At 72.9% G+C, this 25098-nt stretch carries 21 protein-coding genes; 14 read left to right on the plus strand and 7 right to left on the minus strand.

Features of this window, described 5'->3' with window-relative positions:
- Positions 1-138: 138 nt before the first annotated feature.
- The 10 genes from IEZ05_RS29605 to IEZ05_RS29650 all read left to right on the plus strand — a co-directional run bounded on the left by IEZ05_RS29605 (position 139) and on the right by IEZ05_RS29650 (position 15957).
- Positions 139-4134: a HAMP domain-containing protein gene (locus IEZ05_RS29605; RefSeq protein WP_189233344.1), complete on the plus strand. Its 3996-nt coding sequence runs from the start codon at positions 139-141 to the stop codon at positions 4132-4134.
- Positions 4135-4231: 97 nt separating this feature from the next.
- Positions 4232-6724, plus strand: a complete 2493-nt coding sequence (locus tag IEZ05_RS29610; RefSeq protein ID WP_189233345.1) for a SpoIIE family protein phosphatase — start codon at positions 4232-4234, stop codon at positions 6722-6724.
- Between the two features lie 173 nt (positions 6725-6897).
- A complete protein-coding gene (locus IEZ05_RS29615) occupies positions 6898-7290 on the plus strand; it encodes an STAS domain-containing protein (protein WP_189233346.1) in 393 nt (130 codons plus the stop codon).
- Between the two features lie 167 nt (positions 7291-7457).
- Positions 7458-8354, plus strand: coding sequence for an STAS domain-containing protein (locus IEZ05_RS29620; protein WP_189233347.1), 897 nt, complete (start codon positions 7458-7460; stop codon positions 8352-8354).
- Positions 8351-8782: an STAS domain-containing protein gene (locus IEZ05_RS29625; protein WP_189233348.1), complete on the plus strand. Its 432-nt coding sequence runs from the start codon at positions 8351-8353 to the stop codon at positions 8780-8782. The genes IEZ05_RS29620 and IEZ05_RS29625 overlap by 4 nt, the downstream gene beginning before the upstream one ends.
- Positions 8782-9222 carry an anti-sigma regulatory factor gene (locus IEZ05_RS29630; RefSeq protein WP_189233500.1) on the plus strand — a complete coding sequence of 147 codons (441 nt, stop codon included), beginning with the start codon at positions 8782-8784 and terminating at the stop codon, positions 9220-9222. The genes IEZ05_RS29625 and IEZ05_RS29630 overlap by 1 nt, the downstream gene beginning before the upstream one ends.
- A complete protein-coding gene (locus tag IEZ05_RS29635) occupies positions 9222-10286 on the plus strand; it encodes an ATP-binding SpoIIE family protein phosphatase (RefSeq protein ID WP_189233349.1) in 1065 nt (354 codons plus the stop codon). Before IEZ05_RS29630 ends, IEZ05_RS29635 begins: the two co-directional genes overlap by 1 nt.
- Positions 10283-12019, plus strand: a complete 1737-nt coding sequence (locus IEZ05_RS29640) for a PP2C family protein-serine/threonine phosphatase (protein ID WP_189233350.1) — start codon at positions 10283-10285, stop codon at positions 12017-12019. Before IEZ05_RS29635 ends, IEZ05_RS29640 begins: the two co-directional genes overlap by 4 nt.
- 225 nt (positions 12020-12244) lie before the next feature.
- Complete coding sequence (locus tag IEZ05_RS29645) at positions 12245-13621, plus strand: NAD(P)/FAD-dependent oxidoreductase (RefSeq protein ID WP_189233351.1); 1377 nt, start codon at positions 12245-12247, stop codon at positions 13619-13621.
- A gap of 89 nt (positions 13622-13710) precedes the next feature.
- Positions 13711-15957 (plus strand): FUSC family protein, encoded by a 2247-nt coding sequence (locus IEZ05_RS29650; protein WP_189233352.1) that lies wholly within the window; start codon positions 13711-13713, stop codon positions 15955-15957.
- Positions 15958-15961: 4 nt separating this feature from the next.
- Here the strand turns inward: IEZ05_RS29650 and IEZ05_RS29655 are convergent, their stop codons facing one another.
- From IEZ05_RS29655 to IEZ05_RS29675, 5 genes are all read right to left on the minus strand, one after another.
- Positions 15962-16396 carry a hypothetical protein gene (locus tag IEZ05_RS29655; RefSeq protein ID WP_189233353.1) on the minus strand — a complete coding sequence of 145 codons (435 nt, stop codon included), beginning with the start codon at positions 16394-16396 and terminating at the stop codon, positions 15962-15964.
- A 39-nt stretch (positions 16397-16435) separates the two neighbouring features.
- A complete protein-coding gene (locus IEZ05_RS29660; RefSeq protein WP_189233354.1) occupies positions 16436-17269 on the minus strand; it encodes a DUF1206 domain-containing protein in 834 nt (277 codons plus the stop codon).
- A gap of 84 nt (positions 17270-17353) precedes the next feature.
- Positions 17354-17497 carry a hypothetical protein gene (locus IEZ05_RS29665; protein WP_189233355.1) on the minus strand — a complete coding sequence of 48 codons (144 nt, stop codon included), beginning with the start codon at positions 17495-17497 and terminating at the stop codon, positions 17354-17356.
- A gap of 211 nt (positions 17498-17708) precedes the next feature.
- On the minus strand, positions 17709-18575 hold the full coding sequence (locus IEZ05_RS29670; protein ID WP_189233356.1) for a SigB/SigF/SigG family RNA polymerase sigma factor: 867 nt from the start codon (positions 18573-18575) through the stop codon (positions 17709-17711).
- Between the two features lie 179 nt (positions 18576-18754).
- Positions 18755-19177, minus strand: a complete 423-nt coding sequence (locus IEZ05_RS29675; protein ID WP_189233357.1) for an ATP-binding protein — start codon at positions 19175-19177, stop codon at positions 18755-18757.
- A 164-nt stretch (positions 19178-19341) separates the two neighbouring features.
- Here IEZ05_RS29675 and IEZ05_RS29680 point away from each other — a divergent pair, with 164 nt between their 5' ends.
- From IEZ05_RS29680 to IEZ05_RS29690, 3 genes are all read left to right on the plus strand, one after another.
- Positions 19342-19563 (plus strand): hypothetical protein, encoded by a 222-nt coding sequence (locus tag IEZ05_RS29680; RefSeq protein WP_189233358.1) that lies wholly within the window; start codon positions 19342-19344, stop codon positions 19561-19563.
- A gap of 182 nt (positions 19564-19745) precedes the next feature.
- The gene (locus IEZ05_RS29685) at positions 19746-21224 is read left to right on the plus strand and encodes an aminotransferase class I/II-fold pyridoxal phosphate-dependent enzyme (RefSeq protein WP_189233359.1); all 1479 of its coding nucleotides are present in this window, start codon (positions 19746-19748) and stop codon (positions 21222-21224) included.
- A gap of 324 nt (positions 21225-21548) precedes the next feature.
- Positions 21549-22004 (plus strand): cyclic nucleotide-binding domain-containing protein, encoded by a 456-nt coding sequence (locus IEZ05_RS29690; protein WP_189233360.1) that lies wholly within the window; start codon positions 21549-21551, stop codon positions 22002-22004.
- Between the two features lie 7 nt (positions 22005-22011).
- On the opposite strand, the gene IEZ05_RS29695 is transcribed toward IEZ05_RS29690, so the two are convergent.
- Complete coding sequence (locus IEZ05_RS29695; protein ID WP_189233361.1) at positions 22012-23328, minus strand: MFS transporter; 1317 nt, start codon at positions 23326-23328, stop codon at positions 22012-22014.
- A 103-nt stretch (positions 23329-23431) separates the two neighbouring features.
- Entirely contained in the window at positions 23432-24046 is a 615-nt protein-coding gene (locus IEZ05_RS29700; RefSeq protein WP_189233362.1) for a LysE/ArgO family amino acid transporter, read from the minus strand.
- A 114-nt stretch (positions 24047-24160) separates the two neighbouring features.
- On the opposite strand from IEZ05_RS29700, the gene IEZ05_RS29705 reads away from it, so the two are divergent.
- Entirely contained in the window at positions 24161-25054 is an 894-nt protein-coding gene (locus IEZ05_RS29705; RefSeq protein ID WP_189233501.1) for a LysR family transcriptional regulator ArgP, read from the plus strand.
- The last annotated feature ends 44 nt before the right edge of the window (positions 25055-25098 follow it).

The following is a 25098-nucleotide window of genomic DNA, read 5'->3' on the forward strand; positions in this document are numbered from 1 at the left end:
CTCTGACGTATTTTTCTCATCGCGCATATCCGTGAACTGCGGAAATGCACGCACAACAGACCGGACCGCCCGACGTGTCCGGAGGTGTTCCGAGCCCTCGGGTCCCGGGGGCTCCTGGGGAGCGGAACGAGGGTGCGCATGACCAGCGACAGCACCGGGACCGTCGAGACGGTTCCGGGCGATCAGGAGTTGCGGCGCCTCCTGGCGGGCCTGACGGCCGTGCGGGACGGCGACTTCGGCACGCGCCTGCCGGACGAGGCGGACGGCCTGCTGGGCGACATCGCCAAGGTCTTCAACGGCATGGTGGACCAGCTGTCCGTGTTCACCTCCGAGGTCACCCGGGTGGCCCGCGAGGTCGGCACCGAGGGCACCCTCGGCGGGCAGGCCAGGGTGCCGGGCGTCTCGGGCACCTGGGCCGATCTGACGGACTCGGTCAACGCCATGGCGGGGAACCTGACCACCCAGGTGCGCGACATCGCGCAGGTCGCCACGGCGGTGGCCAAGGGCGACCTCTCCCAGAAGATCGACGTCGACGCGCGCGGCGAGATCCTGGAACTCAAGAACACCATCAACACGATGGTCGACCAGCTCTCCGCCTTCGCCGACGAGGTCACCCGCGTCGCCCGCGAGGTCGGCACCGACGGCCGGCTCGGGGGTCAGGCGGACGTCCAGGGCGTCAAGGGGACGTGGCGCGACCTCACCGACTCGGTGAACTTCATGGCGGGCAACCTGACGAACCAGGTCCGCAACGTCGCCCAGGTGGCCACGGCGGTGGCCAAGGGCGACCTCTCCCAGAAGATCACCGTGGACGCGCGCGGCGAGATCCTGGAACTCAAGAACACCATCAACACGATGGTCGACCAGCTCTCCGCCTTCGCCGACGAGGTCACCCGCGTCGCCCGCGAGGTCGGCACGGCCGGCAACCTGGGCGGCCAGGCGCAGGTGCGCGGCGTGTCCGGCACCTGGAAGGACCTCACCGACAACGTCAACGTGATGGCGTCGAACCTGACGGGCCAGGTCCGCTCCATCGCCCAGGTCGCCACCGCCGTGGCCCGCGGTGACCTGTCGCAGCGGATCACCGTCAAGGCCGAGGGCGAGATCGCGGCCCTGGCCGAGGTCATCAACACGATGGTCGACACGCTGTCGGCGTTCGCCGACGAGGTCACCCGCGTCGCCCGCGAGGTCGGCACCGAGGGACGGCTCGGCGGCCAGGCGCACGTGCCGAACGTCGCCGGCACGTGGAAGGACCTCACCGACAACGTCAACTCGATGGCCAACAACCTCACCGGCCAGGTGCGCAACATCGCGCTGGTGACGACGGCGGTGGCCCGGGGCGACCTGTCGAAGAAGATCGACGTCGACGCGCGCGGTGAGATCCTCGAGCTCAAGACGACGATCAACACCATGGTCGACCAGCTGTCCGCCTTCGCCGACGAGGTCACCCGCGTCGCCCGCGAGGTCGGCACCGAGGGACGGCTCGGCGGCCAGGCCGAGGTGGAGGGCGTCTCGGGCACCTGGAAGCGGCTCACGGAGAACGTCAACGAGCTGGCGGGCAACCTCACCCGCCAGGTCCGCGCGATCGCCGGGGTGACGAGCGCCGTCGCCGAGGGCGACCTGACCCGCTCGATCAACGTGGAGGCGTCCGGCGAGGTCGCCGAGCTCAAGGACAACATCAACGCGATGGTGCAGTCCCTGCGCGAGACCACCCGGGCCAACCAGGAGCAGGACTGGCTCAAGACCAACCTCGCCCGGATCTCCGGCCTGATGCAGGGCCACCGGGACCTGCCCGTGGTCGCCGAGCTGATCATGGACGAGCTGGTGCCGCTGGTGTCGGCGCAGTACGGCGCCTTCTACCTGGCCGAGGACGGCGAGGGCGGGCCCGAGCTGCGGCTCGTCGGCTCCTACGGCTACCCCGACGACGCCGAGAGGCCCACCCGGATCGCGTTCGGCCGCACGCTGGTCGGCCAGGCCGCGCGCAGCCGCCGCACCATCGTGGTGGACGAGCTGCCGCCGGGCTACGTGACCATCTCCTCCGGGCTCGGCCAGGTGGTGCCGACCGCCCTGGTGCTGGTGCCGATCGTGGTCGAGGGGCAGGTGCTCGGCGTGATCGAGCTGGCGTCGGTCACCGAGTTCACGCCGATCCACCGGGACTTCCTGGAACAGCTGATGGAGACCATCGGCGTCAACGTCAACACGATCGTGGCCAACGCCCGTACCGATGAGCTGCTCGCCGAGTCGCAGCGCCTGACGGCCGAACTCCAGGCCCGCTCCACGGAGCTGCAGGTGCAGCAGGAGGAGCTGCAGCGCTCCAACGCCGAGCTGGAGGACAAGGCGTCCCTGCTGGTCACCCAGAACCGGGACATCGAGGCGAAGAACCTGCAGATCGAGCAGGCCCGGCAGGAGCTGGAGGCCCGCGCCCAGCAGCTGTCGCTGGCCTCGAAGTACAAGTCGGAGTTCCTGGCGAACATGAGCCACGAGCTGCGCACCCCGCTCAACAGCCTGCTCATCCTCGCCCAGCTGCTCGCCCAGAACCCGTCGCGCAACCTCACCCCGAAGCAGGTCGAGTACGCGGGGATCATCCACTCGGCCGGCTCGGACCTGCTTCAGCTGATCAACGACATCCTGGACCTGTCGAAGGTCGAGGCCGGCAAGATGGACGTCTCCCCGGAGCGGGTGACGCTGCGGCAGCTCATCGAGTACGTCGAGGCCACCTTCCGGCCCATGACGACGCAGAAGGGCCTGGAGTTCACGGTGACGACGGCCGCGGGCGCGCCGGCCGACCTGCTGACCGACGACTCCCGGCTGCGTCAGGTGCTGCGCAACCTGCTGTCCAACGCGGTGAAGTTCACCGAGCGGGGCGGGGTGGAGCTGGCCATCGAGCCGGCACCGGACGACGAGGTGCCCCAGGGCGTGGTCCGGGGCGGTGCCGTGGTGGCCTTCCGGGTCAAGGACACGGGCATCGGCATCCCGGAGCAGAACCTGGAGTCGATCTTCGGGGCGTTCCAGCAGGCGGACGGCACGACGAGCCGCAAGTACGGCGGCACGGGCCTCGGCCTGTCCATCACCCGGGAGATCGCCCAGTTGCTGGGCGGTGCCGTCTCGGTGGACAGCACGCCCGACCGGGGCAGCACGTTCACGCTGTTCCTGCCCGTGGCCCGGCCCGACTTCGAGGACCTGCTGCACCGGGGCGGGGAGCAGGCGCCGGCCGAGTCGCCGGCGGACGTGCTCACGAGCCCGGCGCCGCTGCCCGAGCTGACGGGCGGGCACCGGCAGCGTCCCCGGCGCCTGCTCGTGGTGGAGGAGCGGCCGCGCGGTCTGCTGACCCTGGTCGCGGAGAGCGTCGTCGCGGACCTGTCGCACGGGCGGGACGACGCGGGGGGCAGGCCTCCGCTCGACGTCATCACCGCCGTCGGAGCGCAGGAGGCGGCCGGCGCGCTGGCCGCCGACCCGTGCCACTGCGTCGTCCTGGAACTGGGCATGCCGGACTCCGAGGCGTCGCGGTTCCTGGAGGCGCTGCGGGGCGACTCGGCGCTGGCGAGCGTGCCGGTGCTCGTGCACAGCGGTCACCGCGCGGACGCGGCGCTGGAGGAGAGCCTGCGCTCCGGTACCGGCGGCGGGGCGCTGGAGTTCCTGTCCAGCCTCGACGAACTGCGGGAGCGCATCGCGCTGCATCTGGCCGCCGAGGAACCCGGGGACGTGCTGTCCCTGGTCCGCCCCGACGAGCCGCAGCGCCTGATGCCGCTGCCCGTGGAGGAGTCGCCGTCGGGCCGCACCGTCCTGGTCGTGGACGACGACGCGCGCAACCTCTTCGCGCTCAGCGGGATCCTGGAGCTGCACGGCTTCCGGGTCCTGCACGCGGAGAACGGGCGGCGGGGCATCGAGACGCTGGTGGACCATCCGGAGGTCGCCCTCGTCCTGATGGACGTGATGATGCCGGAGATGGACGGATACACGGCGACGGCGGAGATCCGCCGGATGCCGCAGTACGCGGAGCTGCCGATCATCGCGGTGACGGCGAAGGCGATGCCGGGCGACCGGGAGAAGAGCATCGCCTCGGGCGCCAGCGACTACGTCACCAAGCCCGTCGACACGCAGGACCTCATCGCGTGCGTCCGGCGCTGGCTGCCCGCATGAGCACGCCGGCACCCGTTCCGTCCACCGGTGGGCCGGGCGGAGCGCGACGCGTCCCGTCGCGCTCCGTGGCGGTCTCCAGCCGAGGAGTGACCCGACCGTGAGCATCTCCGAGCAGCCACCCGAACCCGGCGGCGCCGAGCCGCGCGGTTCGTCCGCGGCGCCGCCCCCGGGGTCCGCGGCCCCCCAGTCCCGCCCGGTCGACGGCCCCGCCGTCGACCTGCGCGGCATGACCCCGCAGTCGCCCGTGGGCAGGCTCGCGGCCACGGTGGACCGGCTCAGCCGCGAGGTGCGGGCCGCCCAGGCCGAGGCCGAGGGCCGGGCCCTGATCGAGCTCGCCAAGGGCGTGCTGGTCGCCCGGCTCGGCTGCGGTCCGGCGCAGGCCGCCCGGCAGCTCACCGAACTGGCCGAACAGTCCCAGGTGACGCCGCTCGAGTTCGCGGTCGACGTCATCAACCAGGCCGCCCGGGACCGGATGTCGGAGGTCACGGACGCGTTCCTCGCGGCCACCGCCGCGGCCGAGGCGGAGAAGTCCGGGGAGGCCGAACCGCCGTCCGCCGAGTCCGCCGCCGTGCGGCTGCGGGCGGCCGAGAGCGGCGCGCTGGCCGCGGCGGACGACACCCAGGCCGTCGCCGACGCCCTGCTGGAGCAGGCGCTGCGCCCGCTCGGCGCGGTCGCCGTGGCCATCTGGGCGGCCGGTTCCGACGGGTCGCTCACGCTGGCCGGCTGCGCCGGGTTCTCGCCCGCCGAGGCCACGCGCTGGCGTTATGTGCCGCCGGACGTGGCGACGGTGGCGCGTCGCGGCCTGACCGAACGCGCGGGCCAGTGGATCACGTCGCTGGCGGAGACCGGGCTGCCCAGTGTGGGCCGGCACCAGTACCCGGACGGCGGCCGGGCCGCCGTGCCCGCCGGCACGGGGGGACGCATCCACGGCGTGCTGGAGATCGCCTGGCCGCAGCCGCTGCCCGCGCAGCCGCCCCAGGTGGTGCGTCAGGTGGAGGCCCTGGCTGAGCTGTGCGCCCACACGCTGGAGACGTACACGCCGCCGCACGGCGCCGGGGTGGAGCCGCGGGTGCTGCCGGACGCCGCGGAGCTGATGGACCTGGCGGACGGGCTGCACGACCCCGCCCTGGTCCTGGTGCCGCACCTGGACGCCGCCGGGCACCTGGCGGACTTCCGCATCCAGCACGTGAACAAGCGCTTCCTGGACCCGGCCGGACGGCCGCGTGCCGTGGTGGGCGGCGCGCTGCTGCTGGAGGCCTATCCGATGGCCGCCGGGGACAGCGAGCTGTTCCGGAGCGTGGAACGGGTCTACGCCACGGGCGAGTCGTTCCGGGCCCGGCGGATGAACCTGACCGCGCTGGTCGACCAGGTGCCGCTGTCGGCGATCGCGGACATCAGCATCAGCCGGCACGGCAACGCCGTCCTGCTCATCTGGCGCATCGAGGACGAGACGGCCCGGCTGGCCAGCCTCCTCCAGCACGCCCAGCGCCTCGGCCGCATCGGCGGCTTCGAGGAGAATCTGCTGACCGGTGAGATCACCTGGAACGGACAGCTCTTCGACCTGTACGGGCGTCCGCAGACGAGCGTCCCGGTGCCGCTGGAGGAGCTGACCGCCCACGCCCACCCGGACGACGCCGTCCCCATCGGCCGGTTCCTGCGTACGCTGCTGCACCACCGCAGGCCGGCGTCGGCGGCGTTCCGGCTGCAGCGTCCGGACGGGGTGACCCGGCACGTGCGGGTGGTGGCCGAACCGGTGCTGGACACCGATGACCGCCTGCTCGTGGTGCGCGGGGCCTATCAGGACATCTCGGCCCAGCACTGGACGGAGGTGGCGCTCGCCGCGACCCGCGACCAGCTGGCGCACACCGAGCAGCAGGCCATCGAGCGCGCCCGGCTGACCCTGCAGTTGCAGCACGCCATCATGCCGCCCGCCCAGACCCCGCTCACGGTGCCGGATCTCCAGGTGGCCGTCCGCTACCGGCCGGCGGAGACGGAACAGCTGGTGGGCGGTGACTGGTACGACGCGGTGATGCTGCCGAACCGGATGGTGCTGCTGTGCGTGGGGGACGTGGCCGGGCACGGCATAGAGGCGGCGACCAGCATGGTCGTGCTGCGCAACGCGCTGCGCGGACTGGCGGTGACGGGCGCGGGTCCGGGGCAGCTGCTGTCGTGGCTGAACATCGTGGCGCACCATCTGACGGGCGGGGTCACGGCGACGGCGGTGTGCGGCCTGTACGACCCGGTGCGGCGGACGCTGCGCTGGGCCCGCGCGGGGCATCTGCCGCCGGTGCTGGTGAGGGGTCCGGAGGCGAAGCCCCTGCCGCTGGTGAGGGGCATGCTGCTGGGCGCGGTGGCGGAGGCCGTCTACGAGGAGGACGAGGTGCAGCTGGCGGACGAGGACACCCTGCTGATGTACACCGACGGCCTGATCGAACGCCGTGACCGCTCGGTGGAGGAGTCGCTGACGCAGTTGCTGAGCACCGCCCGTCCCACCCCCAGGACACTGGACCAGCACCTGGACCGTCTGCTCACCTACAGCAGGTCGGACACGGACGACGACACGTGTCTCGTGGGTATCCGGGTCGGGTGACGTGTGGCCGCCGGATTCGGGGGTAGACGCCCGGCGCGGTGAGCGGTGTTCACGAGTGAGGGGCACGGCAGACGGTGAGACTTTGATCACCGGACGTGCCCCTCACCCGCGGACTGCGCAGTCGCTCACGGGGGTGGCCCAGCCCCTGGCCGTCAGGATCGTTGGAGGAACACGTGCCCATTGCCCAGAACCCGCTGTCCGTCGAGGTGACGCTGCCCCGGGAGGACGTCGCGCTGCTCAAGGTGGAGGGCTACCTGGACGTCGACACCGCGACCGAGTTCCAGCACCACCTGGCCAACCAACTGCACCACGGCCGGCGGCACTTCCTGCTGGACCTGTCGGACGTCCCGTTCATGGACTCCTCCGGGATGAACATCATCCTCCGGGTCTATCAGGAGGCGCGCGACCTGCCGGGCAGCGTGCACATCATCTCGCCCGCCCCGGCGGTGCTGCGCATATTGGACCTGACCGGTGTGAGCATCACCGTGCCGGTCTCCGACAGCGTCGAGGAGGCGCTCGCCCGCATCGACCGGGAACCGGAGGGTCCGGCGGTGCCGGACGCCTGAGCCGGCCCGCCCCGCCGCTCATCCGGGCCACTCATCCGGGCCGCTCGTGCGGGAGCAGGTGTCGTACGAGGTCGAGGGGTGGTTACAGTTGTCGCCCGGCAGAGTCACGTCGCCGTCACGTCGCCCGCGGGGTCGGTACGGCGCAGCGCGGATGAGGAGTGGAACAGGTGCCGGAGCAGGCGGAGGGAACGGCCGGATCGGCGACGCAGGAGGTCAGGGAGTTCCTGCGGCGTCGCCGTGAGCAGATCGCCCAGCGGTGGGCCGACGAGCCCTTGTTCCGGGCCGTGTTCACCGTTTCGCGGGACGAGGCGGTCGAGGCCGGGAAGGCCGTGGTGGACGCGCTGGCCCAAGTCGCCGACGCGTCCCGGGTGGAGGACCCGGACGCCGCGGGATTCACCACGGTGCGCGAGCAGTTGGCGAGGATGGGGGCGGCCCGCTCCCGCGCGGGCCTGAGCACCGCACAGGTGTCGAACGAACTGGCCGCCCTGCGCCCGCCGGTCGAGAAACTGCTGCTCTCCGATCTCCCGGACGCCTCGGCCGACCACGCCCGGGAGTGCGTCACCACACTGAGTGTCCTGATGGGCACCCTGCGGGTGGTGGTCATGCAGACGGCACTGAGCGAGGGGCAGGCGCTGATCGACCGGCAGCGGCTGCAACTGCTGGAGGTGGCCACGCCCGTCATCAAGCTGTGGGACGGCATCGTGGCCGTGCCGCTGATCGGGACGCTGGACAGCGCCCGCAGCCAGGTCGTGATGGAGACCCTGCTGGAGTCCATCGTCGAGCAGCAGGCGCGTTACGCGATCCTGGACATCACCGGGGTGCCGACGGTCGACTCGCTGGTGGCCCAGCATCTGATGAAGACGGTCGCCGCGGCCCGCCTGATGGGGGCCGAGTGCATCGTCTCCGGCATCCGGCCCGCGATCGCGCAGACCATGGTCCACCTCGGCCTGGACCTGGGCACCGTGGTGACCCGGGCGAGTCTCGCCGACGCGCTGGGCTACGTGCTGCACCAGCTCGGCGTCGGCATCGTGAATCCCGTCGTGAACGGTCCGGTCGCACGGTGAACGAGCCCTTCCCCGGGCCCCACGCGGGTCTCGTGACAGGTCATGTACCGGTCCTGCGGCTCGGTGACGTCCTTCTGGTCACCCTCCAGGGGGATCTGCACGACAGCACGGCGCAGCAGCTCCAGGAGGATCTCGCCGAGACCATCGTGCGCAACGGGGCCACAGGCGTGATCATCGACATCTCCGGTGTGGAGATCGTCGACTCCTTCCTGGGCCGGGTGCTGGCCGAGATCGCCGGGCAGACCGATCTGCTGGCCGCGCGGACCGTGGTGGTCGGCATGCGGCCGGCGGTCGCCATCACCCTGGTGGAACTGGGCCTGACCCTGCCGCGGGTGCACACCGCGCTCAGTACCGAGGTGGCCATGGACCTCCTCACTCGGCAGGCTCCGTCGTCCCGCTACGGCGGACTGCGCCAGGAGAGTCCGTGATGCACACTGCCGCGGGCGCTCAGGCCCGCCTGCCGATCCAGTCGGACATGGATCTGGTGTGGGTGCGACAGCACGTGCGGCAGGCCGCCGCCCAGCTCGGCTTCGGGCTGGTGGACCAGACCAAGCTGGTCACGGCGGCCAGCGAACTGGCCCGCAACACCCTGGTGTACGGCGGTGGCGGAACGATGGACGCGGAAGCCCTGACCGAGGGCGGCGTGCGCGGACTGCGGCTCACGTTCAGCGACGAGGGCCCCGGGATCGCCGACGTCGAACAGGCGCTCAGTGACGGTTTCACCTCGGGCGACGGGCTCGGCATGGGGCTGGGCGGTGCCCGGCGTCTGGTGCACGAGTTCACGATCGACAGCGGCCCGGGCTCCGGCACCACCGTGCGGGTGACCTCCTGGGTGGGCCGTCCGCCACGTCCGCGGGAGGAGGTCTGATGCCCCGCGTGTGGGACGTGCCCGTGCACGACTCGACCCGGGTGCGCGACGCCCGGGTGGCCGCGGAGCACGCCGCGGCCGTGGCCGGGCTGGACGAGCAGTGCACCGCCTCCGCGGCGCTGGTGGCGACCGAGCTGGCCACCAACCTGCTCAAGCACGCCGGGGGCGGCCAGGTCCTCATCGACGTGGTGTCCCCGCCCGTCCTCACGGCAGGCCGGGAGGAGGCCAGGGCCGTGCAGATCGCGACGGTCGACCACGGTCCGGGCATCGCCGACGTGCCCGCCGCGCTGAGCGACGGCTTCACCACCACGGCCTCGCTCGGCGCGGGCCTGGGCACCTGTGCGCGCCTCGCCGAGGACTTCGAGCTCCACAGCGTCCCGGGCCGGGGCACCGTGGCGCTGGCCCGGATCGGCGGCGCCCCCCGCGGCCGTGCCTCGGCGCAGGACCCGGTGGCGGGCGTGCGGGCCGGTGGCGTGAACGTGCCGTTCGCCGGTGCCGACTACTCGGGCGACGCCTGGGCGTGGGTGCGGGCCGAGGACCGGGTGACGCTGATGCTGGCCGACGGGCTGGGGCACGGCCCAGAAGCGGCGCGGGCCTCGTCGGCCGCGGTGGAGGCGCTGCGCGGCGCCGCCCACCTGGTGCCCTCCGAGGTGCTGAAGCGACTGGACGCGGCCCTGAGAGGCACCCGCGGCGCGGCCGTGGCGGTCGCCCAGGTCGACACGCGGGCCGGGCGGCTCAGGTTCGCCGGCGTCGGCAACATAGGGGCCCGGCTCTGCGCGGGCGGCACCTGGCGGCCCCTGGTGTCCCAGCCCGGCATCGTCGGCACCCACCGGCCCAGGACCGTGCGCGACGAGGAGCGGGAGTGGGCGGACGACCGGGTGCTGATCCTGCACAGCGACGGCCTGCCGAGCCGCTGGACGCCGTCGCCCGACGCGTGCGCTCCGGACGTCGACCCGGCCGTGACGGCCGCCGTGACGATCCGTGACGCCAGCAGCTCCGCCCGCCCCGTGCGTGACGACACCGCCGTGGCCGTCCTGACCTCGACCCCTCCGGACCGCCCATGACCCGTACCTGGCAGATCACCGGCGTCACCGACGCCGCCCGGGCCCGTATCGCCACGGCCCGGCTGGCCGCGGCGTACGGTGTGCCCCCGCTGGAGCGCACACGGCTGGCGGCCTCGCTGAGCGCGCGGCTGCGGCAGTGCCTGACCAAGGGCGGCACCTGGCGGCTGACCCTGGAGGCGGCCACGGCGCCCGCCGGCACGCCGGACGCCGGACAGGGCGTGCTGCACGCCGTGGTGACGCCGGCACGTGAGGCCGCGGCCGACGGAGAGCCGCCGTGGCGAATGACGGTGCCCTGCCCCGAAGCGGTGCCCGCGGCCGGGGACGACGACGTGGCGGACGATCCCGCCGCGCTGGCGGAGGCACTGCTGGGCGCCGACGAGGACACGGCGCTGGTGCTGGACAAGCTCACCGAGCAGGAGGACCTCGTCGCCTTCCACCGGGAGGAGCTCCAGCAGACGAACCAGGGCGTCGTGGCGCTGCACGCCGAGCTGGACGCCGCCGGGCGGGCCCAGCGGGAGGCGTTCGCCGCCGAGCGCAAGGCGCGTACCGAGGCCGAGAACGCCCGACGCCGACTCACGTTCCTGGCGGACGCGAGCGCGGTGCTCACCGCCTCGCTCGACCACCACGAGATCGTGCGCCGCCTGCCGGACCTGCTCGTGCCCGAGTACGCCGCCGGCGTCGACGTCTGGATCTTCGACCAGGAGGGCGACCGGAACCGGCCCCCGGTGCACGCCGCCGCGGCCGTGCTCGCCGCCCGCACCGGCCGCCCGCAGTACGCCGCCGCCCAGCCGGGAGGGCTGCCGGGCGTCGACGACCAGCCGCCGTCGGCGCTGAACCCCGAGCAGCCCCTGCTGTGCATCCCGCTGCCGACCCGGGGAGCGCCGCTCGGGGTGCTGACGCTCACCCCGCCCGGGGAGCGCTGGGACCCGGACGACGCCGTGATGCTGATCGAGCTCACCCGGCGGGCCGCCATCGCGATCGACCACGCCCAGCGCTACCAGCACAACCGCGACATCGCCGAGACCCTGCAGCGCGCCCTGCTGACGGACCTTCCGGCACCGCCGGGCCTGAGCCTGGCCGCGCGCTATCTGCCGGCCACGCACGGACTGAACATCGGCGGCGACTGGTACGACGCGTTCCGCCAGCCCGACGGCGGGGTGATCGTCGTCGTCGGCGACGTGACCGGGCACGGGCTGCGGGCGGCCGTGATGATGAGCCAGCTGCGGACCGCGCTGCGTGCCTACGCGGTCGACGGCGGCAGCCCGGGCCGGCTGCTGACCCGGCTGCACACGTTCCTGCACCACCTCCAGCCGGACCTGTTCGCCACCGCGGTCATCGCCCGCTTCCACCCCGACGACCCGACGATGACGTGGGCCGCGGCCGGTCATCCGCCGCCAGTGCTGCGTACCCCGGACGGCCGAGTGCGAACGCTGGACGCCAAACCGGGGGCGATGCTCGGTATCCCGCTGGAGCAGGAGATCGCCGACCACACGGAGCGGCTCGCGCCGGGTTCGACGCTGGCGCTGTACACGGACGGTCTGGTGGAGCGGCGGGCCCGGGGCATAGACCCGGGCATCGAGCGCCTGGCCGAGGCCCTGGGGTCATTCGCGCCCGAGCAGCTGTCCGCCGACCTGGAGGGCTCGGCGGACGGAATCCTGCGGCCCCTGCTCAGCGACTCCGAGCGCGACGACGACGTGTGCCTGCTGCTGTGCCACCTCGACGGTCCGGTCTGACCGCTTCCGTCACCACTCCCCCACCGATCCGGTCCCGGCCGTTCACTCCCGTCCGGTGCGGTCCTGCCCCGGCCGGGGCATGGTGGTGCACAGGGTGTGTCGCCTGCCTGGCGCTCCCGGCTCGCCGAACCGCCGCCGACGCGATGGGATCGACGAGGTGCGAAGCAGCGATCCAGGGGCAGGCGAATGGCGTTCGCGGCAGACCGCCCGGAGCCGCAGAAAGGGATGAACACCGTGACACGACCCAGGATCCTGGTGGTCGGCGCAGGTTTCGCCGGCGTGGAGTGCGTCCGCCGTCTCGAGCGCCGGCTCTCCCCCAACGAGGCCGACGTCACCCTGGTGACACCGTTCGCCTATCAGCTCTATCTGCCGCTGCTGCCCCAGGTCGCCTCGGGCGTGCTGACCCCGCAGTCGATCGCGCTGTCCCTGCGCCGCAGCAGCAGGTACCGCACCCGGATCATCCCGGGCGGGGCCATCGGCGTGGACCTCAAGGCGAAGGTCTGCGTGGTGCGGACCATCACCGGCGAGATCGTCAACGAACCGTACGACTACATCGTGCTGGCCCCCGGCAGCATCACCCGTACGTTCGACATCCCGGGGCTCACCGACAACGCCTTCGGCATGAAGACGCTCGCGGAGGCCGCCTACATCCGCGACCACGTCATCTCGCAGCTCGACCTGGCCGACGCCAGCCAGGATCCCGCCGAGCGCGCCTCCCGGCTCCAGTTCGTGGTGGTCGGCGGCGGATACGCGGGCACCGAGACCGCGGCCTGCCTGCAGCGGCTCACGCACGCGGCCGTCAAGCGCTACCCGCGTCTGGACCCGTCCCTGATCAAGTGGCACCTGATCGACATCGCGCCGAAGCTGATGCCCGAGCTGGGCGAGAAGCTCGGCCGCAGCGCGCAGGAGGTCCTGACCCGGCGCGGCATCGAGATCTCGCTGGGCGTGTCCATCGAGAAGGCCGGGCCCGAGGAGGTCACCTTCACCAACGGCCGGGTGGTGCCCACCCGCACGCTCATCTGGACCGCCGGCGTGGTCGCCAGCCCGCTGATCGCCACGCTCGGCGCGGAGACGGTGAAGGGACGGCTCGCGGTCACCGCCGAGATGTGCCTGCCGGGCCACGCCGGGGTGTTCGCGCTCGGCGACTCCGCGGCCGTGCCCGACCTCGCCAAGGGCCAGGAGGGCGCCGTCTGCCCGCCCACCGCCCAGCACGCCATGCGGCAGGGCAGGCACGTCGCCGAGAACCTCATCGCCACCCTGCGCAACCAGCCGATGCGGCCGTACGTCCACAAGGACCTCGGCCTGGTCGTGGACCTCGGCGGCACCGACGCGGTGTCCAAGCCGCTCGGCATCGAACTGCACGGCCTGCCCGCCCAGGCGGTGGCCCGCGGATACCACTGGTCGGCGCTGCGCACGGGCGTGGCCAAGGCCCGGGTCGCGACCAACTGGATGCTGAACGCGGTCGCCGGCGACGACTTCGTGCGCACCGGTTTCCAGGCCCGCAAGCCGGCCAAGCTGAAGGACTTCGAGTACACGGACGCCTATCTGACGCCGGAGCAGGTGCGCAAGCAGGTCGAGGCGGCGGGCCGGGCGCAGTCGTGACCCGCTGACCGGGACCCGCTCGCGGCATGGCATGCTGAGAAGTGGATCTAGGCGTGAAATCGATGTGAACCGGGAGAGTGTACGGCGGCGTGAAGCAGGCGGGGCGCTCGGTGCGGACACGGCTGCGGGACCGCGTCGCCGCGTCCGATCCCGGACTGCTGCGGCTGACGGCCGGGCTGCGGACGGTGGGCGCCATCGCTCTGGCGCTGGCCGTGCTCGCCCTCCTGGGGTCGGACGTCAAGCACCTGGTGGCGGGCGCCATGTCGGCGATGGTCGCGACCTTCGCCATCCGCGAGAAGCAGCCCGGCGCCCAGGCCGTCACCCTGGCGCTGGGGCTGCCCGTGGCACTGGCCTCCGTGTCGGTGAGCGCGCTGCTCACCTCGCGGGTCGTCATCGGTGACGCCTTCTTCGTCGTCCTGATCTTCTGCGCCGTCTACAGCCGCCGGTTCGGCGACCGCGGCACCGCCCTGGGTCTGATCGGCTTCCAGGTCTACTTCGTGTCCCTGTTCGTGGGCGCCAGGACGTCCGCGCTGCCGGGGCTGTGGGCCGCGATCGCCGTGGCGTTCACGTGCAGTGCGCTGGTGCGGTTCGCGATCGTGCCGGCGACACCCGCACGCGTCCTGTCACGGCTGCGACAGGCCTTCCGGGCCCGGCTGGCGCAGCTGATCTCGGCGCAGCTCGAACTGCTGGACGCCGGGCCGGACGAGATCGACAGGACGCTCGAGCACCTGCGGGACGGCACCGCGCGTCTGCACGAGACCGCCCTGATGATCCAGTCCCAGCTGGAGGAGGGCACCCCGGACGCGTCCACGGCGCGGCTGGTGCAGCGCCGTATCGCGGACGCCGAGATCGCCGCCGAGCGCCTGGGCCTGCTGTTGCTGACCGCGCGCAGCGCCGAGCGTGCGGACACCCTCACCCTGCATCTGCCGGGCGCTCCGGCCCCGTCGGTGGGAAGCACGCCCGCGCCCGGCGAGGCGACGGCGGTCCTGCGACGGGACCTGGGGGCGCTGCGCGCGCTGGTGCTGCGGCCCCCCGCCGAGGCCCGCGGTACGGCGCTGTCCCACCTGCGCAACCGGCTGCTGGGCTACCGCGACGAGGAGAACCTGCCCGAGGCGACGCCTGCCGTGCAGGACGTCTTCCGGGGGATCGGCGAGACCGCCCGCGCCGTCATGGGCCTCAGGATCGCGCTGGACGGCCCGCAGGACGAGTCGGACGACACCCCCGCCACGACCCGTTCGCGCGAGGAGCTGGACGCCGAGGACGCCGCCATCGACGCCGGCGAGGAGCCCACGCAGGAGGAGGAGCCGGCCGGTCTGCGCCGGCCCACCACCCGCGCCGCCGTGCAGGTCGCCGTGGGGTCCTCGCTGGCCATCGTCGGCGGGGAGTTCCTGTCGTCCCAGCGCTGGTACTGGGCGGTGCTCACCTGCTGGATCGTCTTCCTCAACACGGCCTCCACCGGCGAGATCCTGGTCAAGGGCTACCGCCGGCTGCTGGGCACCATGCTGGGGGTGGTGGCCGGCATCGTGCTGGCCGGGCTGGTCGGGAACCACACCTGGACCGCGTTCGGGCTGGTGCTGCTGTTCATCTTCGCGATGTTCTACACGGCGCCGCTGTCCTACACGCTGATGTCGTTCTTCGTCACCGCGATGCTCGGGCTGCTGTACACCCTGCTGCACACGTACAGCATGGCGGTGCTGCTGCTGCGGGTGGAGGAGACGGCGCTCGGCGCGGCCTGCGGGATCGTCGCGGCGGCGCTGGTGCTGCCGATCCGCACGGACCGGCGTACGAACGAACTGCTGGGCACCGTGCTGGAACGGCTGGTCGACGTCACCGAGGGCGCCGTCGACCAGCTCAGCGGCGGGCCGGCCGCCGATCTGCTGGACCGGGCGCGCGACCTGGACCAGGCCCTGGGCGATCTGCGCGGCGCCACCCAGCCCCTCACCCACCCGATCACGCCGCTGCGGGCGCGCCGGAACACGGCCCAGTACGTGGTGGCGCTGCTGGAGACGTGCGCCTATCACGCGCGCTCATTGGCGGCGACGGCCGAGCTGCTGCCCACCCACCCGTCGATCGCGGCCGATCCGCGGCTGCGCGGGGCGGTACGGCGCACGGTGCGCAACATCGAGGCGATCGCGGCGCGCGTCGCCGACGAGGACGCCGGGACCGAGGTGGAGACCGGGCCCAGCATCGCCTCGCTGCTGGAGTTCGAGCCGGGCGGGGTGCCGCGGTACGGCAGGATCACCGGACGTGTCCTGCGGCACCTGGAGCGACTGGACGAGGCCGTGACGGGCCTCGCCCGGCCGTTGGGTGTGCCCGTCACGAGGCCGAAGCGGTGACGGGTCAGAAGTCGGTCGGCATGCCGCTCACCTCGGCGATGCCGCGCAATTCCTCGTTCTGCCGGTGGCGTTCCTTCAGGTAGTCGGCGATCTCGCCCAGGCGCTCGGGATCGGAGGCGGTGACCGCGTCCGTGACGACGCGGACGGGGCCGGTCTCGTCGGTGCTGATCTCGACGACCTCGTTGTCGAGCCGGCCGGTGACGGCGGTGGCGATGACCAGGGCGGCCTCGTCGCGGATCTCCTGGGGCAGTGCCTCGGCGTTGTCGCCGTCCAGGGAGAAGTCGATGGTGGGCATCTGGTGCTCGTCGATCGCCTGGAGGACCGGTTCCACCACGCTGAGCAGCAGCTGGTAGTCGTCGGTCTCCATGCGGAAGCGCAGCAGATCCAGGTAGACGTCCACGGGACGTCCGTCCGGCGGAGGAATCTCGTGTTCGTTCATTCGCCCCGTGTTCCCCGTGGGGCGCGGCTCAGACCTCGGTCAGACCCTGCGCCAGCGTGCCAGGGCGAACGAGAACACGCCGAACAGCACGAGACCTGCGGCGACGCAGACCAGCAGCCACGGACCGAGCGGGGTGCCGGCGAAGGAGCGCAGGGTGTCGTCCAGGCCCTTGGCCTTGTCGGGTTCGTAGTCGACCGCGGCCTGCACGGCGAAGGCACCCGCCGCCGCGAAGACGATCCCGCGGGCCGCTCCGCCGCCGACGCCGGTGATGTCGACCAGCCGCCGCACCCGCGGGCTCAGCTCGCCGAGCTTCAGCTTCTTGTGGTAGCTGCGGCGCACCGCCTGGACGGCGATCACCACCCCCGCGACGACTATCGCGATCCCGGCCACGCCGACGGCCCACCGTCCGGCGGGCATCTCGAGCACCTTGGCCGTGACGTCCCGGGACTGCCGGTCGCCGGCTCCGCCGCCGCTGTCGCGGGAGCCGGCCGCGAAGGCGAACACGGAGTAGGCGACGAACGAGTAGAAGACGCAGCGGGCGGCGGCGGGCAGCCGCTTCTTCGCGCTGCGGCCGTCCTTGCCGACGGCGCCGAACAGCGCCTCGGACAGCCGCCACAGCGCCATGCCGACGAGTCCGGCACCCAGTGCCCACAGCAGCACGGCGCCGAACGGCTTGTCCGACAGCTCGGCCAGGGCACCGCCGCGGTCGGCCTGCCGCTGCCCGTCGCCGAAGGCGATCCGCAGGGCCAGCAGCCCCACCAGCAGGTAGATGACGCCGCGGGCGGTCAGTCCCGCCCGTGCGGCCCCCTCGGCGGCCGATCCGTTGGCCGCCCGCCGCGCGCTGCCGCGGCCGGTACGTGTCAGAACACTCATACGAGCCTCCCCTCCGGGACTCCGCATGCCCCGCCTTCTCCCCTGCACACCGGGCGCTTTCGCGTCCGGCGCGCACACGCCCGTTCAGCTCCGGCGCAGGCGGCCGCCCCGCGCGGCCCGGCCGAGGACGTGGAGGTGTTCCAGGGCGCCCAGGACCACCGTGTGGTCGGGCCAGGCGATCCAGCGGCCCGCCTCGCGGCCGAGGGCGTCGCTCGCCGTGGTCGGCACCGACAATTCCTCCGCCTTCGTTCACCGGACATGCGTCTGCCCCGTATGCCGTCGACCGGCATACGGGGCGGCACGCCACCTCGCCTTCCCCGTCCGTCGCGCCGTGGTCCGCGGCGCGGGTCGTGGTCGCCGGCGCGACAGGGCGGGGTGAGGCGTCAGGATCCGTCGTCCCGCTCCCCGGGAGGGTCCCGGCGGAGCCGTCGGGCCGTCCTCACACCGTCGTGCGACGGCGGACCGGGCGCTCGCCCATCGCCTCGTCGCGCACGCGGGCGCAGCTGCGGCTGATGAGCCGCGAGACGTGCATCTGCGAGATGCCCAGGCGGTCGGCTATACGGCTCTGCGTCATGTCCTCGAAGAAACGCATGTAGAGGATGGCCCGCTCCCGTTCGGGCAGCCTGCGCAGGCCTTCCTTGGCGGACTCGCGGTCGATCACGGTGTCGTACGAGGCGTCGGCCGCGCCGAGGGTGTCCGCGAGGCTGTAGCCGTCGTCGCCGGCCGAGAGCTCGGCGTCCAGCGACAGGGTGCTGAAGCTCTCCAGCGCCTCCATCCCGGCGCTGACCTCGTCCTCGGTGAGCCCCGTGTGGGCGGCGAGGGCGGCGACCGACGGTTCGGGGCTGCCCGGGCTCTGCGTGAGCTCGCGTCGTGCCACCCGCACCTTGTTGCGCAGTTCCTGGACCCGGCGGGGCACGCGCAGCGCCCACATCCGGTCCCGGAAGTGCCGCTTGACCTCGCCGGTGATGGTGGGCACGGCGTAGCTCTCGAAGGCACCGCGCTCCGGGTCGAAGCGGTCGATGGCCTTCACCAGCCCGAGTGCCGCGACCTGGCGCAGGTCCTCGATGGACTCGCCGCGGTCCCGGAAGCGGCCGGCGATCCGGTGGGCCATGGGCAGCCAGGCCGTGACGAGTTCGTCGCGGACGGCATCCCGTTCGGGCCCGTCCTCCAAGACCGACAGCCGCGCGAACAGCGCGGCGGTGTCCGGCGCGTCGTCGTGCCGGCGCCGGGGGGCGGCGGCCGGGGCGGCGGAGGCGTGCGTGGGCTCGGGGGTACCGGGACGGATGGTGGGCGTTTCAATGAGCATGCGGATTCGCTCCTGAACGGTGGTCTCAGGGGAACTTTCCGCGGGAGCGGCACTGTCCGGGTCTCCACCCGGAGGGGCCGGAGCAGTCATACCGCTCCCGCTGCTGCGCCTCCGGTCCGAAGCACGAACTTGCGACTGCCCCCACCCCGGTGGAACAAACTCCGCTTTTCGAAAAGTACTCAGGACAGCGGAACGACGACGGTGATGCGCTTGCCTCCGGACGGAAGATCTGCCACGCGCACGTCGCGCGCCAGCCGGCAGACGATGGGCCAGCCGCGGCCGCCCACGCGCCGGCGGCCCTGCGGGTCGGTGGGGGCGACGGCAACCGGCAGCTCGGGGCTGCGGTCGCACACCGAGAGGCGGACGCCGGGACCGACCACGTCGACCTGGAAGTCGGTGATGCCGCCTCCGTGCAGGATCGCGTTGGTGGTCAGTTCCGAGGCGACGAGCACGGCGTCCGACAGGGCTCCCGCGTCGCACGGCTTGTGGTCGGTGCGGCAGCATTCGGTGACCACGCGTTCCACCGTGCTGCGAGCCTCGGCGGGTTTGCACGGCGGTGACGGCCGGCGTCGGGCGGGTGAGGTGGTGTGCCTGTCGTACATCCGTCAGCTCCCTGGTCGGTGACATGGGCGGGACGGCCGGACCCACGCGGTGCACCCGCGGCGGGCTCGTGTTTTCCGGCTGACCTCTGACCGCACCCCCAAACCTTCGGCCCTCCTTACGGCCCAACGGCCATCCGGGCGCCGTGCGGGGGTACGCGGAGTGCATGACGGATGTTGTGGACTCGGACGAACTGCTGCGCCGCATGCACCGCGCGAGGGCCTGCGCGATGGAACAGGAACGGACGTGGCGGGCGCGAAGGGAAGAGCTGCGGACCACCGACCCGGATGCCTCGCAGGAGGCGGCCGTCCGGACGGTGGCGTACGAGGCGGTCCTGCGGGTGCTGGACGAGGTACTGACCCCGGGCCGCCACACGGGGTCGGGCTGACGGGCCGGGACGCCCGCGACACGGGGGCCTGCGGCGGACGGAACGCGGTCCGCACCCAGGCCGTGGGCCCCCCGCGCCGGCCGCCCATGGGCACCCGGGCCGTGGGCCCCGAGGTCACGGGCACACGGGCCGGCCGGCCGCCGGCGGATTGACGAGGGGCCGGGCCGGGAAACCGGGTCGGCATGACTGTCGACCACACCCGTGCGCCCGTCCTGGAAGCCCTCGTCGAGTACCGCCGCGAGGGACGGCTGGCGTTCACGCCGCCCGGGCACAAACAGGCGCGCGGCGCCGATCCGGCGGTGCGTGAGGTGCTGGGCGACGCCGTCTTCCTCGGCGACGTCCTGGCGACCGGTGGCCTCGACGACCGGCTGACCCGGGGCCGCGTGCTGCAGCGCGCCCAGGAGCTGATGGCCGACGCGGTGCACGCCGACCACACGTTCTTCTCGACCTGCGGGAGCAGCCTGTCGGTGAAGGCGGCGATGCTCGCCGTGGCGGGCCCGCACGAGAAGCTGCTGATCGGCCGGGACGCCCACAAGTCCGTCGTGGCCGGCCTGATCCTGTCCGGCATCGAGCCGGTCTGGGTCGATCCCCGCTGGGACGCCGAGCGCCATCTCGCCCATCCCCCGTCCGCCGACGATTTCGAGCGGGCGTTCGCCGCTCATCCCGACGCCAGGGGCGCGCTGATCACCAGCCCGACGCCGTACGGGGCGAGCGCCGATCTGCGGGCCGTCGCCGAGGTGTGCCACCGGCGTTCGGCACCGCTGATCGTCGACGAGGCGTGGGGGGCGCATCTCCCGTTCCACCCCGACCTGCCGTCCTGGGCGATGGACGCCGGTGCCGACATCTGTGTGACCAGCATCCACAAGATGGGCAGTGGCCTGGAGCAGGGTTCCGTGTTCCACCTGCGCGGCGATCTGGTGCCGCCGGAGCTGCTCGGCATGCGGGCCGACCTGCTGGGCACGACCAGCCCGTCGGCGCTGATCTTCGCCGGGCTGGACGGCTGGCGCCGCCAGATGGCGCTGCGGGGGCGGGAGATCATGGGCGGTGCGCTGGATCTGGTGGCCGAGGTCCGGGCGGCCGTCGAGGAGATCGACGGGATGCACGTCGACGACCGGGACGACTTCTGCGGCCCGGGGCTGGCCCACGGCTTCGACCCGCTGCCCGTCGTCATCGACCTCGACGGACTCGGGGTGTCCGGCTACCGGGCGGCGGACTGGCTGCGCGAACACCGCGGCGTCGTCGCGCATCTGACCGACCACCGCCGCATCGGCGCCCAGATCACCCACGGCGACGACCGGGAGACCGCCGGCGAGCTGCTCGCCGCGCTCAAGGACCTCGCCCGGGCGGCGCCGGACCTGGACGCCGCGCCGCGTGTCGAGGTGCCGTCGCCGTCGGAGCTGCGGATGCCCCAGGTGATGCTGCCCCGGGACGCGTTCTTCGGGCCGGCCGAGGCCGTACCGCTGGACCGGGCCGCCGGGCGCGTGGCCGCAGAGATGATCACGCCCTATCCGCCCGGTATCCCGGCGGTCCTGCCGGGCGAGCGCCTGACCGAGCCCGTGCTGCGGTACCTGCGCAGTGGTCTGGACGCGGGGATGTTCCTGCCGGACCCGAGCGACCCGTCGCTGGGCACCGTCAGGGTCGTCGCGGCGGACGCCGGGTGACACCTCGTCACCATGGGTGACGGTCCAGTGAAACAGGTCACGTGCCCCGGTTCCGATTTCCGGAACGCCCGAAGATGGTTTAGCGTTCACCCATACGTGGCGACGGAGTCGACGGACATGTCCTTCGTACGTCACCGCTTACGGCCCTGGCTGGCTTCCCCCGTCCAGCCAGGGCTTTTTCATGCCCCGGCGCCGCGTCCTGCGAACCGGCACGGAATTCCCACGGGATTCGTCGTCCGCCGAGGTGCTCAGGGCGGCGGCAGCGGCTGAAATGGTGCATAGGGAAAGCACCGGAACCGAATCGTCGGCGAGGAGCCCCAGGTCATGACCAAAGCGATCAAACTGCTCACCGCCCTCCCCCCGGACCAGCGCGGCCGTCTCACGGCACTCGCCCGCGAGGTCTCCTTCCCGGAGGACACCCGGATCTTCGAGGCCGGAGACAGGGCCGACCGCTTCTGGGTCATCCGGTCCGGCGCGGTCTCCCTGACCCAGCAGGTGACGTCCCTGCAACGGGTGACGGTCGCCAGCCTGGGCGTCGGCGACCTGCTCGGCTGGTCCTGGCTGTTCCCGCCGTACGAGTGGGACTTCGGCGCCGAGGCCTTCAGCCCGGTACGCGCCTACGAGTTCGACGCGGCGGCGGTGCTCGCCCTGTGCGAGGAGGACCCGCAGCTCGGCATCGTGCTGGTGCGGACGGTGGCCGAGATCCTCGCGCACCGGCTGGAGGCCACCCGGGGCCGGCTCATGGAGCACGCCGCGCTGCGGGGACGCAGCGCGCTGTGACGCGGCGTCAGACGCGGTAGCGACGCAGCGCCGGTACGGCGGCGGCGAGGGCGAGCATCACCACGACGACGAGCAGCCCCCCGCCCGCGACCGCCTGCCGTGCGCCGAAGGCCGACCCCGCGCCGCCGTGCAGGACGTCGGCCAGGCGGGGGCCGCCGGCGACGACCACCGTGAAGACGCCCTGCATGCGCCCGCGCATCTCGTCGGTCGCGGCGGACAGCAGGATCGCCCCGCGGAACACCATGGAGACCATGTCGGCGATTCCGGCGACGGCGAGGAAGGCCACCGCAAGCCACAGGCTGCCGCTCAGCCCGAACCCGGTGATGGCCGCGCCCCAGACGACGACCGCGCCGATCACCATCCACCCGTGCCGGCGTGCCCGGGAGAAGGTGCCGGAGAACAGCCCCCCGGCCACCGCGCCGATCGGGATGGCCGCGAACAGCAGCCCGAGGGCGAGCCCCTCGCCCCAGGGGGCGTACGTCTCGGCGGCGAGCTGCGGGAACAGGGCGCGGGGCATGCCGAGGACCATGGCGACGATGTCGGCCAGGAAGGAGAGCAGCAGCACCTTGTGCCCGGCGATGTAACGGAAGCCGGCCACGACCTCGCGGACGCCCGCGCGCCGGACGGCCGTGCCCGCGAGCGGCGGCAGGGCGGGCAGCTTGTGTACCGCCCACACCGTGACGCACAGGGCCAGCGCGTCGACGAGGTACAGCTCGGGCAGGCCGATGACGGGGATGAGGACGCCGGCGAGCAGCGGTCCGACCACCTGGCCGGTCTGCATGACGGTCGAGCCGAGCGCGTTGGCCGCGGCGAGTTCCCCCTCGGGGACCAGGCGGGCGATGGAGGCGTTGCGGGCCGGGGCGTTGAGACCCCAGAAGGCCTGTTGCAGCGCGAGCAGGAGCATCAGGACGGCCACCGACTCCAGACCGGAGACGGCCTGCACCCAGAACAGCAGCGAGGTGACCGCGATACCGGTGTTGGTGATCAGCAGCAGCTTGCGGCGGTCCATGGTGTCGGCGACCGCGCCGCCCCACAGCGCGAACACGATCAGCGGCAGCAGTCCGGCGAGGCTCGCGGCGCCGACCCAGGCGGAGGAGCCGGTGATGTCGTAGATCTGCTTGGGCACGGCGACGGCGGTGAGCTGGCTGCCGACGGCCGTGACGATGGTCGAGGACCACAGCCTGCGGTAGGCGGGACGGCGCAGAGGGCGGGTGTCCATCGCCCAGCGGCGCCGGCCGCGCCGCCGGCCCTCGACCGCGGCGGGGCCCTGGCCCGGGACGGAGGCCTCGTCCGGGGATTCGGTACTGCTCTCGCTCGTGTCCACGCGCTTCCTACATGCTCGTTACATCTTTCGATTGCGAGCCTCACTATCGCAGCCCCGTTCGGATGCGCCCGAACCGCGTGGCCGGCCCGGGCGCCGGCCGCGTTCAGGCGCCGGCGACGAGGGTCAGGCCGAGCACGATCATGGTGGCGGCGACCAGTCCGTCCAGGACGCGCCAGGCGACGGGCCGGGCCAGGAAGCGGCCGAGGTAGCGGGCGCCGAAACCGAGCGCGGCGAACCAGCACAGGCTGGCGAAGGCGGCACCCAGACCGAAGGTCCAGCGCAGCGGACCGCGGTCCGCCGCGACGGAGCCCAGCAGGAACACGGTGTCGAGGTAGACGTGCGGATTGAGCCAGGTCAGCGCCAGGCAGGTGAGTACGGCCCGCCGCCGCGAGCCGGCCGCGTCGCCCTCCGCCCGCAGCGCCCCGGCCGGCCGGAACACGCGCCGGGCGGCCAGGGCGCCGTAGCAGAGCAGGAAGGCTCCCCCGACCCAGGCGACGGCGGTCAGCGCGTCCGGCCAGGCCACCACCACCGCGCCGACTCCGCCGACGCCGAGGGCGATGAGCACGGCGTCGGACAGGGCGCAGATGCCGACCACGGCGAGGACGGCGTCGCGGCGGATCCCCTGGCGCAGGACGAAGGCGTTCTGGGCACCGATGGCGACGATGAGCGAGAGGCCGGTGCCGAAGCCGGCGGCCGCGGCGGTCAGTGCGTTGGTCATGCCCTTGACGCTAGGCGGGATGATCACTGCCCGTACAGCTAAAGATTCTTACGTATCCTTAGTCCTCCTTATGCACAGAAGGGGAGGATCGAGGTGGTGACGGGGACGACGGCGGTGCTCGCGGATCTGCCGCTGGACCAGGTGCGCACCCTGCTGGCCGTGGTGGACGAGGGCACGTTCGACGCGGCCGCCGCCGCGCTGCACGTGACGCCGTCCGCGGTCAGTCAGCGGGTGAAGGCGCTGGAGCAGCGCACCGGGCGCGTGCTGCTGCTGCGCACCAAGCCGGTGCGGCCCACGGAGTCGGGGGCGGTGCTGGTGCGGCTGGCCCGGCAGGTGGCCCGGCTTGAGCGGGACGCGTACGGGGAGCTGGGGCTGAGCGGTGCCGGGGAGCCGACCCGGGTCTCGGTGGCCGTCAACGCCGACTCGCTCGCGACCTGGTTCCTCGGCGCGCTCACGCGGGTGCCCCAGGAGCCCCGGCTCTGCTTCGAACTGCGCCGCGAGGACGAGGACCACACGGCGGCCCTGCTGCGCGAGGGTGTGGTGATGGCCGCGGTGACCTCCTCTCCCGATCCGGTACCGGGCTGCACCGTCCGGTCCCTCGGCCGGATGCGCTACCGGCCCTGCGCGGCCCCCGGGTTCGCCGCCCGGCATCTGGACGGGCCGCTGCGCGAGGTGCTCGCCGAGGCTCCGGTGGTGGTCTTCGACCGGCGGGACGACTTCCAGGACGCCTTCGTGCGGCGGCTCGGGCGGGACGGCGCCGGCGCGGCGCGGCATCACGTGCCGACCTCGGAGGGTTTCGTGGAGGCGGTCGCCGCCGGACTGGGCTGGGGCATGGTGCCGAAACCGCAGGCGGATCCGCTGCTGCGGGCCGGCCGGCTCGTCGACTTCGCACCGGATCTGGCCGTCGACGTCCCGCTGTACTGGCAGCAGTGGAAGCTCGATTCCCCCGCGCTGGCGACGGTGGCCGACGCGGTGGTGACGGCGGCGGCCGAAACGCTGCGGGGCTGAGTGCCCGACAAGACCCGGAGAAGACCGCCGGTTTCACTCCGCTG

It is taken from the genome of Streptomyces flaveolus (genome assembly GCF_014648815.1).
Taxonomy (GTDB): domain Bacteria; phylum Actinomycetota; class Actinomycetes; order Streptomycetales; family Streptomycetaceae; genus Streptomyces; species Streptomyces flaveolus.

What these genes read in the sequence shown, in the direction of transcription:
- IEZ05_RS29605 (WP_189233344.1), top strand. Translation starts at nt 139, where the DNA reads ATGACCAGCGACAGCACCGGGACCGTCGAGACGGTTCCGGGCGATCAG.
- IEZ05_RS29675 (WP_189233357.1), bottom strand. Translation starts at nt 19,177, where the DNA reads ATGTACGACAGGCACACCACCTCACCCGCCCGACGCCGGCCGTCACCG.
- IEZ05_RS29655 (WP_189233353.1), bottom strand. Translation starts at nt 16,396, where the DNA reads ATGAACGAACACGAGATTCCTCCGCCGGACGGACGTCCCGTGGACGTC.
- IEZ05_RS29660 (WP_189233354.1), bottom strand. Translation starts at nt 17,269, where the DNA reads ATGAGTGTTCTGACACGTACCGGCCGCGGCAGCGCGCGGCGGGCGGCC.
- IEZ05_RS29670 (WP_189233356.1), bottom strand. Translation starts at nt 18,575, where the DNA reads ATGCTCATTGAAACGCCCACCATCCGTCCCGGTACCCCCGAGCCCACG.
- IEZ05_RS29640 (WP_189233350.1), top strand. Translation starts at nt 10,283, where the DNA reads ATGACCCGTACCTGGCAGATCACCGGCGTCACCGACGCCGCCCGGGCC.
- IEZ05_RS29690 (WP_189233360.1), top strand. Translation starts at nt 21,549, where the DNA reads ATGACCAAAGCGATCAAACTGCTCACCGCCCTCCCCCCGGACCAGCGC.
- IEZ05_RS29680 (WP_189233358.1), top strand. Translation starts at nt 19,342, where the DNA reads ATGACGGATGTTGTGGACTCGGACGAACTGCTGCGCCGCATGCACCGC.
- IEZ05_RS29635 (WP_189233349.1), top strand. Translation starts at nt 9,222, where the DNA reads ATGCCCCGCGTGTGGGACGTGCCCGTGCACGACTCGACCCGGGTGCGC.
- IEZ05_RS29630 (WP_189233500.1), top strand. Translation starts at nt 8,782, where the DNA reads ATGCACACTGCCGCGGGCGCTCAGGCCCGCCTGCCGATCCAGTCGGAC.
- IEZ05_RS29700 (WP_189233362.1), bottom strand. Translation starts at nt 24,046, where the DNA reads ATGACCAACGCACTGACCGCCGCGGCCGCCGGCTTCGGCACCGGCCTC.
- IEZ05_RS29645 (WP_189233351.1), top strand. Translation starts at nt 12,245, where the DNA reads ATGAACACCGTGACACGACCCAGGATCCTGGTGGTCGGCGCAGGTTTC.
- IEZ05_RS29685 (WP_189233359.1), top strand. Translation starts at nt 19,746, where the DNA reads ATGACTGTCGACCACACCCGTGCGCCCGTCCTGGAAGCCCTCGTCGAG.